Below are 14,051 nucleotides of genomic sequence, written 5' to 3' on the forward strand. Positions count from 1 at the left end.
ACTCGCCCGCCGGGGCGAAATCCCGGCTCGCCACGTCAACTACAGAACATCCATCGCGAAGCGCAAGGCGAAACGCAACGCGCGAAATGACCTCTGCACTGGCTCAGAACCACGCCTCCCCGGCGAACGCACCACCCGCCGCCCCTTCGTGGCAAGCTCGCCGTATGCATCCGCACCCGCTCACCGCCACCTTCGCGCCGACCGGCAGCCTGCGCGCGGCCATCAACTACGGCAATCGCATCCTCGCCCAACGGGACGCCGCGGGCCAGCCCGAGGGCGTCTCGGTCGATCTGGCACGGGAGCTCGCGCAGCGGCTGGGCGTGCCGCTGGCGTGCGTGCCCTTCGACACGGCGCGCGACGCGGTGCAGGCCGTGCGCGAGGAGCGGGCCGACATCGGCTTTTTCGCGGTCGATCCGATGCGCGGCGAAGGCATCGGCTTCACGCAGCCCTATGTGCTCATCGAAGGCGCGTACCTGGTGCGCGAGGAGTCCCCCCTCGGCAGTGCCGACGAGGTGGACCGCGAGGGCATGCGCGTGGTGGTCGGTGCCGGCAGTGCCTACGACCTGCACCTCAGCCGTGCCTTGCGGCACGCGCGCATCCTGCGCGCGGCCAGCTCGTCCGCAGTAGTCGCCCTGTTCCTGGAGGAGGGCGCCGAGGTGGCCGCCGGCGTGCGGCAGCAGCTCGAGGCCGACGCCGCGCGGCAGGGCGGGCTGCGCCTGCTCGAGCCGGCCTTCATGACCATTCGCCAGGCCATGGGCGCGGGGTCCGCGCGCGGCGCCGAGGCGCTCGCCTTCCTGTCCGGCTTCGTGGACGCGATGATCGTCAGCGGGTTCGTGGCCGATGCGCTGGCGCGCCACGGCATAGAGGGCGCGGAGGTCGCGCCTGCTTCCAAGGCCTGACGCGCAAGCAAGCTGAGTCGCTCGTTCGCTTACCGCACAAACGCTTCGATTCATTGACCTGGATCAACACGCGGTCCTAGACTGAGGACACAACGGTGCGGGCTGCGAGCCCGGCCACGGAGACACACAGACCACGGGCCGCGCCGCGCCATCCCTGCGCGCAGCCGAGCCGGCGCCGAAAGGACCGGCGCCCGCCAGCCGGAACTCGATGACAGCCACCCGCACCCCCACCGCCGCACGCCGGCTCCTCGAGGAGGCGGCCCGCCTCGGCATCGACACCATCTTCACCAACCTCGGCAGCGATCATCCGGCGTTCATCGAGGCCTTCGCCGAACTCGACGCGGACGGCGCCGCGATGCCGGACATCGTCATCTGCCCGCACGAGATGACCGCCCTCAGCGCGGCCCATGGTTACGCGATGCGCACCCGGCGCGCGCAGATGGTGCTGGTGCACGTGGACGTCGGCACGCAGAACCTGGGCAGCAGCATCCACAACGCCGCGCGGGGGCGGGTGCCTGCGATCATCGTGGCCGGCCTTTCGCCCGTCAGCGTGAGTGGGGAGCGCGCCGGCGCGCGCACCGAGTTCATCCACTACACCCAGGACTCCACGCGCCAGCACGAGATCGTGGCGCAGTACATGAAGTGGTTCTACGAGGTGCGCGCCCCCGAGATGGTCGATCAGGTGCTGCTGCGTGGCGCGCAGATCGCCCACGGCGCGCCGCAGGGGCCGGTCTATCTCACCGGGGGACGCGAGGTCTGGGAAGAGCCCGCAGGGGCGCCGCAGCAGGCCCTGGCGCACTGGCAGCCGCCGGCACCGACCGGGCTGCCGCAGGACGCGGCCGCCACCATCGTGCAGGCCCTGCAACAGGCCCGGCGGCCGCTGGTGATCACCAGCTATCTCGGGCGCCAGCCCGAGGCGGCGACGCTGCTCGCGCAGCTGTCGCAGCGCATCGGCGTCGCGGTCAGCGAGGTGAACCCGCAGTACATGAACTTTCCCGGCGACCACCCGCACCACGTCGGCTACCGGCGCAACGCCCTGGTCGATGAGGCCGACGTGATCGTGCTGCTGGACGTCGATGTGCCCTGGATCGTCGCGAAGGGGGCGCCGGCGCCCGGCGCGCGCATCTTCCACATCGACTGCGACGTGCTCAAGGCCGGCATGGGCTTCTGGCACTTCCCCTCCGAGGCGAGCTGGCAGGCCGACAGCCTGCTGGCGCTGCGACAGCTGCTCGCCGCTGCGGACGGCGCGGCGGCGGGCGAGGGCACGGCGCGGCGCGACGAGCGCGTGCAGTGGATCACGCAGGCCCAGGCCCGGCTCGCACTGCCGGCGCTCGCCCCCGCGCAGGACGGCAGCGTCGGTCTGCAGCAGCTGGCCGAAGCCGTCGCAAGGCTGGTCCACGAGCGCACCGTGGTGCTGTACGAAGCGCCCACCGCCACCGAACGCATCCTGCACACGCTGCGCATGCGCAATCCGGGCAGCTACTACGCCAACGGCGGTAGCGGCCTGGGCTGGAGCATCAACGCCGCGCTCGGCCTGAAGCTCGCCGATCCGCAGGCCGAAGTGATCACGCTGGTGGGCGACGGCAGCTACGTCTTCGGCGTGCCCAGCAGCGCCTACTGGGTGGGCGAGACCTACCGCGCGCCGCAGCTCACCATCGTCCTGAACAACGGCGGCTGGAATGCGCCGAAGGTGTCGTCGCTGCTGGTGCACCCCAAGGGCACGGCGCACCAGCGCGACCGCTACTGGATCACCAGCACGGCGGGCGCGCGGCTTGCCGACATCGCCGCCGCCGCGGCGGGCGCCGCGGCGTTCCGCGTGCAGCGCGCGGACGAGCTGGACGGCGTGCTCGGCCAGGCGCTCGAGATCGTGCGCGGCGGCCGCAGCGCCGTCGTCGAGGTCCTGCTGCCGCCGATCTCGCAGCAGGTGCTCGGGCCCGACAGCGATTGACCCGATTTCCATTTCCACCATCACACAACAGGAGACACACGCCATGGACCGCAGAACCCTTCTCACCGCCGCACTGCTCGCGAGCGTCGGCCTTCCCGCCACCGCGCAGGACGCCGCCTCCTATCCGAACAAGCCGATCCGCCTGGTCGTGAACTTTCCCGCCGGCGGTTCGCTCGACGTGGTCACGCGCACGGTCGGCCAGAAGCTCTCGGAAAAATTCGGCCAGAGCGTGGTCATCGAGAACCGCACCGGCGCCGGCGGAAACATCGGCGCGCAGGCGGTCGCCTCTGCCGCGCCCGATGGCTACACCCTGCTGTCCTCGCCCCCGGGGCCGCTCACGATCAACCAGTTCCTCTACCGGGAGATGCCCTTCGATCCGATGAAGCTGGTGCCGGTGATCATGCTGTCGGGCATGCCCAACGTGATCACGGCGCGTCCGGGACTGGCCGCAAACTCCGCGCGCGAGCTGATCGAGTACGCACGCGCGAACCCGGGCAAGATCACCTACGGGTCGCAGGGCAACGGCTCCACCTCGCACCTCACGGCGCAGATGTTCGCCACCATGACCGGCACGCAGATGGTCCACGTGCCGTTCCGCGGCGAAGGCCCCGCCCTCACGGAGCTGATGGGTGGGCGCATCGACCTGTTCTTCGGCAACACCGCCTCGGTCCTGAAGTACCTCGAAACCAAGCAGGTCAAGCTGCTGGGCGTCGCCGCGCCCAAGCGCAGTTCGATGGTGCCCGACGTGCCGGCGGGGCCCGAGTTCGGCCTGCCCGATTTCATCGCATCGGCCTGGTTCGGCCTGGTGGCGCCGCCCGGAACGCCGCAGCCCATCGTGGACAAGCTGAATGCCGCGATCGGCGACATCCTGAAGATGCCCGACGTGCGCGAGCGCCTTGCCGCCACCGGGGCCGAGCCCATCGGCGGATCGCCGGCCGAGATGAACAAGTTCCTCGAAGCCGAGCGCAACCGGTGGAAGAAGGTCATCGACGCTGCCAACGTGAAGCTGGACTGAGTCCGCACGCAAGCAGACGGCAATGGGCCTCTTCGACGCCATGATGGGCAACGCATCGAAGATCGATGCGTCCACGATCCAGCAGGAATTCGCCCAGGTGCTCGCGCCGGGCGAGTCGGTGCAGCACGCCTACCAGCTGCTGCGCGACTACTTCGTGTTCACCGACAAGCGACTCGTGCTGGTGGACAAGCAGGGGCTCACCGGAAGCAAGGTCGAGTACCACTCCATTCCGTACAAGAGCATCACCCACTTCAGCATCGAGACGGCCGGCACCTTCGATCTCGACGCCGAGCTCAAGATCTGGATCTCCGGCATGCCGGTGCCGGTGCAGAAGACGTTCAACAAGCGCCTGAGCGTCTACGAGGTGCAGGCGGTGCTCGCGAGCTACGTGCTGCGGTAGATGCGCGCCTGTGCGGTTGCGGCGGCCGCGGCTGCCGCTGCCAGCCTATCCGGCCGGCGCACGCGGGGAGCGCGAGCCGCTGGATGCGAGCGGGGCTCGTGCCGTGCCCGGGTCGGCAGGCGCCGGCCGTCAGCCCTGGCGCCCCACGGCCTGCCGGGCGCGCTCGATCTCGCCGAGCCGCAGGCCGATGCGGGCCACCTGCGACTGCATGGCCGCCAGCACCGGCTTCAGGCGCTCGCGGCGCAGCCGCTCCGCGAGCGTGGCAATGCTGATCGCGCCCACCACAACGCCGCCGCCGTCGCGCACCGGCACGGCCACCGCGCTGGTGCCCGGCATCACGCCGGCGGGCGCATACACATAGCCCTGGCGGCGCGCCGATTCTGCGGACGCGAGCACCTGCCGCACGCTGCGCCCGAGGGCCTCCAGGCGCACGGCGTTCGCGCGCCCGAGCTCGGCCGCTTCCTGCGGCGCCAGGCCCGAGAGCAGGGCGACGCCCGAGACGCTCGCGCCCAGCGGCCGGCGCGCGCCGACGTCGATGGACAGCACCTGGATGGTGTGCGAGCCGAGATAGCGTGCGATGCACACCGAGTCCGAGCCGTGCTTGACGCTCAGGAACACGGTGTCGCCCACTTCCGCGGCCAGCGACGCGAGGAAAGGCTCCGCCACGGCGCGCAAGGATAGGCCGGCCGGCCGGGCCAGGCCGAGCAGGCTGATCTCGGAGCCGATGCGGTAGCGGCGGGTGGCGGGGTCCTGCTCGACGGCGGTTTCTTCCATCAGCACCTTGAGCAGGCGGTGCACCGTGGGCAGCGGCAGGCCCGACATGGACGCCACATCGGTCAGGCGCACGCCGCGGTCCTGGCCGGTGGCGACCAAGCGCAGCACGGCGAGGGCGCGGCGCACGCTCTGCGCGCCATCGACGGGCTCGGAGGCCGGGGGCGTCACCGCGCGCATGGCTGCGTGCTCAACCCGGCATCACCGTCTTGTCGGTCTGGGCCACCGCGCGCAGGGTGACGATGGTGCCGAGCGTCGCGTAGTTGGGGCCGCCCAGGCGGCAGATGGGGTTGAGCGCCAGGGTGTCGATCTTGCCGTCCCTGGCCAGGCCTTCGCGGATATGGAAGGCGAGCACTTCACCGACGATGAACTCGGAGCCGGTGACGCCGAACTCGATCACCCGGTGCAGCCGGCACTCCATGGCCACCGGCGGCGCTGCCAGCCGCGGCACGCCGATGCAGTCGCTCGGGATGCAGTCGAGCCCGAGCACCTCCACTTCGCTGACCTCGGGCGGGTGCTCCTCGGCGCTGTCGTGCACCGCCTGCAGCAGTTGCTCGTCTGCGATGTGCACGACGTACTCGCCGCGTGCGTGTATGTTGTTGGCCGTGTCCTTCATGACCCCGGCCTTGCGGCCCACGTTCACGCCGATCATCGGCGGCTTGTTCGACACGAAGGTGAAGGCGCTGAAGGGCGCCACGTTGAGCACGCCCTCCGGCGACTGCGTGGCGACCCAGGCGATGGGGCGCGGAACGATGATGCCGGTGAGCAGCTTGTAGGTCTGCTGCGGGTCCAGGTCGGAAGCGAGGATGCGCATGGCGGCTGTCCAGAAGGTGGAATTTCCCTGGCGGGCTCGCCAGACGGAAATCGTAATCGGCGGCTGCGCTGGCGTCGCCGCGCGAATCGCGGCAATGTTCACATGGTGGAAGTTTGCGCGCTATTTGCGTTGCCGCCGTGCAGCCGTGTGCCTAGAGTCGAGCGACCGCAAACAAGGAGACACACCATGCGCAAGCTGATCGCCCCTCTCGTGACCGGCGTGGCGGCCCTCGCCGCCATCGCGGCCGCGCCTGCCTTCGCGCAGGAGTATCCGAGCAAACCCATCCGCATCGTGGTGCCGTATCCGCCCGGCGGCAACGTCGATGGCGCGGCCCGCATCGTGGCGGCGGAGCTGCAGAAGACTCTGCCGCAGCCGATCGTGGTGGAGAACAAGGCAGGCGCAGGCGGCATGCTCGCGGCCGAGCTCGTCGCCAAGGCCGATCCGGACGGCTATACGCTGTTCATGGCGGCCAACGGTCCGCTGCTGTACTCGCCCACCATCTACAACCGGCCGCTCTACCACTGGAAGAAGGACTTCGTGCCGATCTCCATGGTCTCGCTCACGCCGCTGCTGGTGCAGGTACACCCATCGGTTCCTGCCAAGACGGTGCCGGACCTGGTGGCGCTCGCCAAGGCCAAGCCCAACACCGTCACCATGGCCTCGCCCGGCGCGGGGACCACCAACCACCTCATGAGCGAGATGCTCCAGAAGGTGACGGGTGCGAAGTGGATCACGGCCCACTACAAAGGCAATGCGCCGGCCACCAACGACCTGCTGGGCGGACAGGTGCAGTTCAACATCGACCAGGTCTCGGTGGCGCAGCCGTTCATCAAGGACGGGCGCACCCGCGCGCTGGCCGTGGTCGCACCGAAGCGCGTGCCGTGGCTGCCGGACGTACCCACGCTCGAAGAGCAGGGCATCACCGGCGTCGAGGGCCAGACCTTCACCGGCCTGCTGGCACCCGCCGGCACGCCGCAGCCGGTGATCGACAAGCTCAGCGCCGCGCTGCGCACCGCACTGGCGAGCCAGTCGGTCAAGGACCGCTTCTACCAGGCGGGCGCCGAGGCGAGATGGATGGCGCCGCAGGAGTTCAGCAACTACCTGGCCAAGGAAGAATCGACCTGGATGCCGATCATCCGCTCGGCCAACATCACGGCCAACTGACGATGCCGCGACGCCAGACGATCCAGGTCGCGGGATTCAGCCACGCCAACCCGATCCCGGCCGCTGCGCGGGTGGGGCCGCTGCTCATGAGCGGTCTCATCAACGGCACCGACCCCGCCACCGGCTCGCTCGCCGAGGGCCTGGAGGCCCAGTGCGCCTGCATGTTCCAGCAGGTGCGCAACGTGCTGGCCGCAGGCGGCGGCGGCCCGCACCAGCTGGTGCGCATGACCGTGTGGCTCAAGGACCGTGCGCAGCGCGGGCCGCTCAACGCGCAATGGCTCGCCATGTTCCCCGATGCCGACGACCGCCCCGCGCGGCTGTCGCTGCAGGCGGGCGAGCTGAGCGCAGGCATCCTGGTGCAGTGCGAGATCACGGCCTGGATCGAATGAGCTGCCTCGCATCGATCGACACGCGTGCCTGAACGAACACCCCGGACCCACTCCATGAGCAGCGACTACTTCCCCTTCCACCCCGAGCCGCGCCGCCCGGCGCGGATGCCGCCGGCCGGCACCATCGACAGCCAGTTCCACATCCTCGGCCCGCGCGACAAGTACCCGGTGCGCCCCGGCGCCGCCTACGAGATGCCCACGGCCACGCCCGATGCGCTCAAGCGCATGCACGAAGCCCTGGGCATCCGGCGCGGCATCATCGTGCAGACCACCACCTACGGCGAGGACCACCGCGTGGTGGTCGATGCGCTGGCCGCACTCGGCCCCGGCTACAAGGCCTGTGCCAACGCGTTGCTGTTCGAGGCGGCCGACGACGCCGAGCTGGAGCGGCTGCACGCGGCCGGCGTGCGCGGCGCGCGCTTCTCTTTCCGCCAGGCGCTCGGGGCGGTCCTCAGCAAGCCGGCCTTCGACCGCGCGGTCGGCAAGATCCGCGAGCTGGGCTGGTACATGAAGGTGCAGCCCGAGCAGACCGGCATCGTGGACAGCGCCTCGTGGTTCGAGCACCTGGACATCCCGATCCTGATCGACCACATGGGGCGACCCGATGCGGCGCTCGGGCCCGACCGCGATCCGAACATCCGCAAGCTGCGCTCGCTGCTCGAGCGCGGCAACTTCTGGGTGATGCTCTCGCTGGGCGAGAAGATCAGCCAGGCCGGCGCGCCCTACGACGACGTGGTTCCGCTGGCGCGCGCGCTCATCGACGCTGCGCCGCAGCGCTGCGTCTGGGGCTCCGACTGGCCGCATCCCGTTTCGAAGAAGGCGCCCCCGAACGACGCCGACCTGCTGGAGCTGCTGTATCGCTACGTGCGCAGCGACGCCGAGCTGCAGCGCATCCTGGTGGACAACCCGAGTGCCTTGTTCGGCTACGGAGACGAAGCATGAAAACCGTCGTCGGCTGCCTGCTCAATTTCCGCGGTGCCTGGGAGGCGATGGAGCCCGCCATGCACCGCGAGCCGCACTTCCGCCCGCCGGTGCACCCCGTGCTGTACCTCAAGCCAGCCAACACCTGGCGCGCAAGCGGCGACACGATCGTGCTGCCGACCGGCGTGGACGAGGTGGAGGTCGGCGCGACGCTGGGCGTGGTCATCGGCGCTCCCGCATCGCGCGTGCGCGAGCAGGATGCACTGCGCTTCGTGGCCGGCTACGTGGCCGTCAACGATCTCACCGTGCCGCACACGGCCGTCCTGCGGCCTCCCATCAAGCAGAAATGCCGCGACGGTTTCTGCCCGATGGGCCCGATGGCGCCGGCCGGCCGGCTGGCCAACCCGGACGCGCTGGAGTTGCGCGCGTTCGTCAATGGAGAACGCAAGATGACCCACAACACGGCCCACCTCCTGCGCCCCGTGGCGCGGCTGCTCGCCGAGGTGACGGAGTTCATGACCCTGGAGGCGGGCGACGTGCTGCTGATGGGCGTGCCGGAGAATGCGCCGCGCGCCCGCGCGGGCGATCGCGTCGCGGTGGAAATCGAAGGCGTCGGACGCGTGGAGAACACGCTGCGCGCGCAGGGAGCGGTGCTGTGAAGCGGGGGCGTGTCGTCCATGGAGGCCGCGTGCAGGGCTGCACACCCTGGCCGAACGAGGCCGGCGGCGCCGGCGAACGGGTGCGGCTGGCGGACGGGCGGGTGGTGGACGCGGGCGAGGTGCAGTGGCTCGCACCCTTCGAGCCGCGCACCATCTTCACGCTCGCACTGAACTACGCCGACCACGCGACCGAGCTGGCGGCCAAGTCGTCGGCAGACCAGGCGACCTTTCTGACCGCGCAGAAGGCCGAGCCGATCATCTTCCTGAAGTCCGCCAATGCCGTGGTCGGGCATCGTGGCCTCACGCGCCGCCCGCGGGATGCCGAGTTCATGCACTACGAGTGCGAGCTCGCGGTGGTGATCGGCCGCGAAGGACGCGGCGTGAGCCGGGCGGACGCGATGGACTACGTGCTGGGCTACACCGTTGCGAACGACTACGCGATCCGCAACTTCCTGGAGCCGTACTACCGGCCGAACCTGCGGGTGAAGAACCGCGACGCTGCCACCGCGCTCGGTCCGTGGCTGGTGCCTCGCGACGAGGTGGCCGACCCGATGCAGCTGCGCCTGAGCACGCACGTCGATGGGCAACTGGTGCAGGAGGGAACGACGGCGGACATGATCCACGACATCGCCTCGCTGATCGCCTACCTCAGCGACATCATGACGATCAGTCCGGGCGACGTGATCCTCACCGGCACGCCCAAGGGCTCGGTCGATGTGCGGCCGGGGCAGGAGGTGGTGTGCGAGGTCGAGGGGGTGGGGAGGCTGGTGAATACGCTGGTGGAGGATTGGGAGCCGGTGGGGCTGGAGTGATGGCGTCGGTGCAGCTGCGGTGAGCGGCGGGTTGCTACGTCGAGCGGGTTTGACGTAGCTGCGTTCGCGACGCTGCGCTGCGGGGCAACCTGCGCCGAACGGCTTCGGCCGGGGTCCGTGGGGTTGGCGTACGTGGCGCGGGGGGGCTGCTTCTGCGTCGCCAAGCCATTGCAGCCGGGGCATGCCGGGAGTTCGCCCCGGCGGGCGACCTACTTTCTTTGCTTCGCCAAAGAAAGTAGGCAAAGAAAGGCGACCCCGGTGTCTGCGACCCCTGTGGCCCTGACGGGCCACAGGGGCGACCTGCGGTGCTCGGACGGCGGGGGAAGCGCGCGAACTCGCCCTGCGGGCTCAGACATGCGCGCTTCTTTTTCCCCGCCGCCCTGCGCGCCGCAGGCGCACACACAGGGGGGTGGGTCCCGACGGGCCATCGCTGCGCTCGGCCGCGGCGCTGGCGGACGGTCATCGGCGCCGCGAGCGGTAGTGGTCACGCTGCACGATTCGGAGCCGAGCGTGTGAAGCTGGTCAAGCCGAGTGGCTTCATCTGCGCCGTGCTCACACCCGCAGGATGTCTCCCTTGAGCGAGTACAGGATTCCGGCCACCTCCCCACGGGTGGCGGCATCGACCTGGTGCTTTTCGAGTGCGCCGAGGATGTCGTCCATCACCGCCATGTACTCCTGTTCGCTGATGTTCATGCCCTTGTGCGTGCTCAGCATGTCCCGCCCGGTGTAGGGCTCGGGGCCGCCGGTGCCGGCGCAGAAGAACTCGATGGCCATGTTGCGCACGCGGTCGATGTCCTTGACGGCGCGGTAGCGGGCGGCGACCAGCGGGTTGGCCAGGTGGGCCTCGACCACGTCGGTCACGATGCGCGTGATGCCGGCGTTGCGGCCGAGGCGTTCGTACAGGGAGGCGGGGGTTGACGTGCTTGTCATGGGATATCTCCTGGGTTGCGGTTGTGCCGGACGGCTAGGCACCCGGGGTGCCTTGGGGCATGCTGCGTGGAGCGCGTTCCCCGAACGTTCCCGGCACGCCGGCAAGGAGGGCAGGGCCATGGCAGGACATGCGGTGTCGATCCGACTGCTGGGGCAGTTCGGCCTGTGCATCGACGGGCGCAATCCCGACGACCGCGGTGCGCTCACGCGCAGGGCCCGCGAGCTGCTGCAACTGCTCAGCGTGCAGCCCGAACGCAGCCTGCTGCACGAGCAGGTGGTCGAGGCGCTGTGGCCGCATCTCGGTCCCGAGGCGGGCAGCGCAAATTTGCGCAAGGCGGCCTATCACGCCCGCCAGTACCTGGGCTTGCCCGACGCGCTGGTGCTGCGCGGCGGGCGGGTGTGCCTGCTGCCGCAGTGCGATGTGGCGTGTGATGCCCTGGAGTTCGAGCGTGCGGCCGACGGGGCGCTGGCCGCCGGTGACGCGGCCGGCTGCCGCGCTGCCGCCGAGCTCTACGGCGGCGACCTGCTGCCGCTCGCGCGCTACGAGCCCTGGGCCGAGGCGGCGCGCCAGCGGCTGCGGGGCAAATACCTGTGCCTGCTGCGCCAGGCGGGCGACTTCGAGCGGCTGGTGCGCCACGAACCGGGTGACGAAGCGGCCCACCTGGCGCTGATGCGCGCCGACATGGCCGCGGGCCGGCCGTCCGCCGCGCTGGTCTGGTACGAACATCTGCGCGAGCACCTCCAGCACGCGCTGGGCGTCCGGCCCGGGGAGGCGGTCGAGGCGCTGCATCGCGAGTGCCTGGCAGGTCTGCAGCGCGATGCCGTCACCTTCGTGGGGCGCTCACGCGAGCTGGTGCGGGTGCTGGCCCTGATGAACCGGGCCGCACAGGGCAAGCCGTCGGGCGTCGTGTTGCGCGCGGCGCCCGGCATGGGCAAGACCACCTTCTGCCGGCGGCTCGTGCAGGAGGCGCGGGGCCTCGGCTGGCAGGTGCACATGGTGCAGGCCAGCGACTGGACCCGGCCCTATGGGCTCGCCGCCGACCTGGTCGAGCCGCTGCTGCAAGCGGGCGGCCCGAGCGTGCGCGCCGCCATCGGCAGCCATGCGCATGCGGTGCTCGCCGCGCTGACGCCGCTCGCTGAAGCGCCGCCACAGCCGCTTGCGCTGCCGATCGGCAGGCATCAGGTGGTCGGTGCGGTGCGCCGCCTCCTGCTGGCCTCGGCACCGGGCAAGCCGGTGCTGCTGGTGGCCGACGACGCCCACGCTGCCGACGACGCCAGCGCCGAACTGCTCGCGCAGCTCGCCGGCAGTGGCGCGCCGCTGTTCGTGCTGCTCGCCTGCCGGCCGCAGCTGCCCGCGCTGCTCGAGGGCGAGGCGGCGCGCCTGTTGCGGGCGGGCACGCTGGAGGCACTCGAGCTGCCGCCGCTGACGCACGACGAATCGCAGATGCTCGCGACGCGCGCGGGATCGCTCGGACCCGATGCCGCCGCCTCGGTGGCCGACGTGGCGCAGGGCCTTCCCTTTGCGGTGGTCGAGCTTGCACGCGCGGCGGGCGCCGACGCGGCTCAGGTGCCGCGCGACGTCGCCGCCGTGATCGCCGCGCGGCTGTGCGACGTGGAGGAGGGCGCCATGCCGGCGCTGCGGCGACTCGCGTTCGCGGCCGATGTGCTGGAGCCCGCTGCCGCACTGGCCCTGGCCGATGAGCCCGGGCAGGACGCCGCCGCCCTGCTCGACCGCGCGCTGGCCCGGGGGGTGCTGGTGCACTGGGACGGCCGCTATCGCTTCGGCCATGCGCTGGTGCGGCAAGCATTGGTCGACGGCGTCGCGCCCCACCGGCGGCGCCAGCTGCACCAGGAGGTCGCCGAGCGGCTGGAGCACGCCGGCGCCGCACCGGGGCTGGTGGGCCAGCACTGGCTGGCGGCCGGTGAGATCGACCGTGCCGTTCCGTGTTCCCTGGCCGCCGCACAGGACGCATTCCGCCTCGGGGCCTACGCCGATGTGCTGCGCCACGTCGAGCCGCTGCTCGGGCCGCGCCCGCAGCTGCAGCCGGCGCTGGCGCTGCGGGCCGAGTCCCTCGATGCGCTGGGGCGGCCCGGGACGCTCGCCGCCTACGACGCAGCGGCGCAGGTCTCGCCGCATGCGCTGGCGCAGGAGCTGCGCGCCAAGCGCGCGCTGGCCCAAGTGAAGCTGAGCGATCCGGCCGGTGCACTGGAGTACCTCAAGACCGTGGACGCCACCACCGTGGCCGGGCGCCTGGCCCAGGCGCTGGCGTACAGCGGCGCGGCGGCGCTGGGCTTCGGCAGTCCCGAGGAAGGCACGCGCCGCTCGGCCGAGGTGCGGCGCATCGCGCTGGAGACGGGGGACCAGGGCACGCTGGTGATCGCCTCGTGGTCGCAGGCTGCGGCTGCGCATGCGCGCGGCGAGCTTCATGCGAGCGTGTGGGCCGACCTGCACGACACCAGCCAGCTGCCGCAGCTCGCGGTGCGCGTGTTCGACGGGCACCTGTGCATCACGCAGCGCTTCCTCTATGGCTCGCGGCCCTACGCCGAGGTGATCGCCTTCGCCGACGCGCTGGATGCCGAGGCACGGCGCATCGGCGCCGACCGCGGCCACGCCTTCGCCGTCACCCTGCGCGGCGAGGCACGGCTGCTGAACGGCCAGCTCGACGCCGCGGAGATCGACCTGGTGGCCGGAGGGCGCCTGCACCGTGCCATCGGTGGCGCCACCGGCGAGGCCTTGTCGCTGCAGCGGCGCGCCGAGCTCGCCCTGTACCGCGGGCAGCGCGCGCAGGCCCGTGCACTGCTGGACGACGCCCTCGACGTGGCCCGCCAGTCCGATGTCGGCTTCCACCTGCTCGACCGCATCTACGGCACGCGCATCGCACTGGCATCGCATGACGCGGATGCTGCGCTGGGCGCGCTCGAAGAGGCGGACAGCGCCGTGCGCGGCCCCCTCGAGACCTGCCCCGGCTGCCGCATCACCTTTGCAGTTCCTGCGACGATCGCCTCGGCCCGCGCACACCAGAGCGAGCTCGCGGCCACCCACCTGCGCGCTTCCGAGTACCTCGCCAAGGTGGTGATGCGGCTGCCCGCCTGGCACGCGGCGTTGCACGAGGCGCGCGCGCACGTGGCGCTCGCATCGGCCGAACCCGCGGCAGCGCAGCAGGCGTTCAGCGCCGCGGCGCAGGGGTTCCATGCGGCGGGGCAGCCGCTGGATGCGCAGCGCTGCCGCGCGTCGGCCAGGCGGGGCGGCGCGGGCGGTGGCTGAAGCGGGAACGTTTGGGGAACGGCCGGTGCGCATCCTTGCGCAAGCGCGTGCGATCCCGCAGCGC

The 14,051-nt window shown here is 71.2% G+C and carries 13 protein-coding genes; 10 read left to right on the forward strand and 3 right to left on the reverse strand.

Features of this window, described 5'->3' with window-relative positions:
* The first annotated feature begins 164 nt into the window (after positions 1-164).
* From WG922_RS20770 to WG922_RS20785, 4 genes are all read left to right on the forward strand, one after another.
* The gene (locus WG922_RS20770; RefSeq protein WP_340284931.1) at positions 165-899 is read left to right on the forward strand and encodes a transporter substrate-binding domain-containing protein; all 735 of its coding nucleotides are present in this window, start codon (positions 165-167) and stop codon (positions 897-899) included.
* A gap of 208 nt (positions 900-1,107) precedes the next feature.
* A complete protein-coding gene (locus WG922_RS20775) occupies positions 1,108-2,847 on the forward strand; it encodes a thiamine pyrophosphate-requiring protein (RefSeq protein ID WP_340284932.1) in 1,740 nt (579 codons plus the stop codon).
* A gap of 43 nt (positions 2,848-2,890) precedes the next feature.
* A complete protein-coding gene (locus WG922_RS20780) occupies positions 2,891-3,862 on the forward strand; it encodes a Bug family tripartite tricarboxylate transporter substrate binding protein (RefSeq protein ID WP_340284933.1) in 972 nt (323 codons plus the stop codon).
* A 22-nt stretch (positions 3,863-3,884) separates the two neighbouring features.
* Positions 3,885-4,262 (forward strand): PH domain-containing protein, encoded by a 378-nt coding sequence (locus WG922_RS20785; protein ID WP_340284934.1) that lies wholly within the window; start codon positions 3,885-3,887, stop codon positions 4,260-4,262.
* Between the two features lie 129 nt (positions 4,263-4,391).
* Here the strand turns inward: WG922_RS20785 and WG922_RS20790 are convergent, their stop codons facing one another.
* Both WG922_RS20790 and WG922_RS20795 read right to left on the reverse strand, forming a co-directional pair.
* Positions 4,392-5,213 carry an IclR family transcriptional regulator gene (locus WG922_RS20790; protein ID WP_340284935.1) on the reverse strand — a complete coding sequence of 274 codons (822 nt, stop codon included), beginning with the start codon at positions 5,211-5,213 and terminating at the stop codon, positions 4,392-4,394.
* 10 nt (positions 5,214-5,223) lie between these two features.
* Positions 5,224-5,847, reverse strand: a complete 624-nt coding sequence (locus WG922_RS20795; RefSeq protein ID WP_340284936.1) for a flavin reductase family protein — start codon at positions 5,845-5,847, stop codon at positions 5,224-5,226.
* A gap of 186 nt (positions 5,848-6,033) precedes the next feature.
* Here WG922_RS20795 and WG922_RS20800 point away from each other — a divergent pair, with 186 nt between their 5' ends.
* The 5 genes from WG922_RS20800 to WG922_RS20820 are packed head-to-tail and all read left to right on the forward strand — an operon-like array spanning position 6,034 to position 9,792.
* Positions 6,034-7,011 (forward strand): Bug family tripartite tricarboxylate transporter substrate binding protein, encoded by a 978-nt coding sequence (locus tag WG922_RS20800; RefSeq protein WP_340284937.1) that lies wholly within the window; start codon positions 6,034-6,036, stop codon positions 7,009-7,011.
* 2 nt (positions 7,012-7,013) lie between these two features.
* The gene (locus WG922_RS20805; protein ID WP_340284938.1) at positions 7,014-7,400 is read left to right on the forward strand and encodes a RidA family protein; all 387 of its coding nucleotides are present in this window, start codon (positions 7,014-7,016) and stop codon (positions 7,398-7,400) included.
* 54 nt (positions 7,401-7,454) lie between these two features.
* On the forward strand, positions 7,455-8,342 hold the full coding sequence (locus WG922_RS20810) for an amidohydrolase family protein (RefSeq protein ID WP_340284939.1): 888 nt from the start codon (positions 7,455-7,457) through the stop codon (positions 8,340-8,342).
* Positions 8,339-8,980, forward strand: a complete 642-nt coding sequence (locus tag WG922_RS20815) for a fumarylacetoacetate hydrolase family protein (protein ID WP_340284940.1) — start codon at positions 8,339-8,341, stop codon at positions 8,978-8,980. Before WG922_RS20810 ends, WG922_RS20815 begins: the two co-directional genes overlap by 4 nt.
* On the forward strand, positions 8,977-9,792 hold the full coding sequence (locus WG922_RS20820; RefSeq protein WP_445322866.1) for a fumarylacetoacetate hydrolase family protein: 816 nt from the start codon (positions 8,977-8,979) through the stop codon (positions 9,790-9,792). The genes WG922_RS20815 and WG922_RS20820 overlap by 4 nt, the downstream gene beginning before the upstream one ends.
* A 552-nt stretch (positions 9,793-10,344) precedes the next feature.
* Here the strand turns inward: WG922_RS20820 and WG922_RS20825 are convergent.
* Entirely contained in the window at positions 10,345-10,722 is a 378-nt protein-coding gene (locus WG922_RS20825) for a group I truncated hemoglobin (RefSeq protein WP_340284942.1), read from the reverse strand.
* Between the two features lie 118 nt (positions 10,723-10,840).
* Between WG922_RS20825 and WG922_RS20830 the strand changes: the two genes are divergently transcribed.
* Positions 10,841-13,987, forward strand: coding sequence for an AAA family ATPase (locus WG922_RS20830; RefSeq protein WP_340284944.1), 3,147 nt, complete (start codon positions 10,841-10,843; stop codon positions 13,985-13,987).
* Positions 13,988-14,051 lie beyond the last annotated feature (64 nt).

The organism is Ramlibacter sp. AN1015 (assembly GCF_037726105.1).
Lineage (GTDB): Bacteria > Pseudomonadota > Gammaproteobacteria > Burkholderiales > Burkholderiaceae_C > Ramlibacter.

Excerpts from the sequence above, each read along its gene's own strand:
- WG922_RS20770 (WP_340284931.1), top strand. The coding sequence starts at position 165 with ATGCATCCGCACCCGCTCACCGCCACCTTCGCGCCGACCGGCAGCCTG.
- WG922_RS20775 (WP_340284932.1), top strand. The coding sequence starts at position 1,108 with ATGACAGCCACCCGCACCCCCACCGCCGCACGCCGGCTCCTCGAGGAG.
- WG922_RS20780 (WP_340284933.1), top strand. The coding sequence starts at position 2,891 with ATGGACCGCAGAACCCTTCTCACCGCCGCACTGCTCGCGAGCGTCGGC.
- WG922_RS20785 (WP_340284934.1), top strand. The coding sequence starts at position 3,885 with ATGGGCCTCTTCGACGCCATGATGGGCAACGCATCGAAGATCGATGCG.
- WG922_RS20790 (WP_340284935.1), bottom strand. The coding sequence starts at position 5,213 with ATGCGCGCGGTGACGCCCCCGGCCTCCGAGCCCGTCGATGGCGCGCAG.
- WG922_RS20795 (WP_340284936.1), bottom strand. The coding sequence starts at position 5,847 with ATGCGCATCCTCGCTTCCGACCTGGACCCGCAGCAGACCTACAAGCTG.
- WG922_RS20800 (WP_340284937.1), top strand. The coding sequence starts at position 6,034 with ATGCGCAAGCTGATCGCCCCTCTCGTGACCGGCGTGGCGGCCCTCGCC.
- WG922_RS20805 (WP_340284938.1), top strand. The coding sequence starts at position 7,014 with ATGCCGCGACGCCAGACGATCCAGGTCGCGGGATTCAGCCACGCCAAC.
- WG922_RS20810 (WP_340284939.1), top strand. The coding sequence starts at position 7,455 with ATGAGCAGCGACTACTTCCCCTTCCACCCCGAGCCGCGCCGCCCGGCG.
- WG922_RS20815 (WP_340284940.1), top strand. The coding sequence starts at position 8,339 with ATGAAAACCGTCGTCGGCTGCCTGCTCAATTTCCGCGGTGCCTGGGAG.
- WG922_RS20825 (WP_340284942.1), bottom strand. The coding sequence starts at position 10,722 with ATGACAAGCACGTCAACCCCCGCCTCCCTGTACGAACGCCTCGGCCGC.
- WG922_RS20830 (WP_340284944.1), top strand. The coding sequence starts at position 10,841 with ATGGCAGGACATGCGGTGTCGATCCGACTGCTGGGGCAGTTCGGCCTG.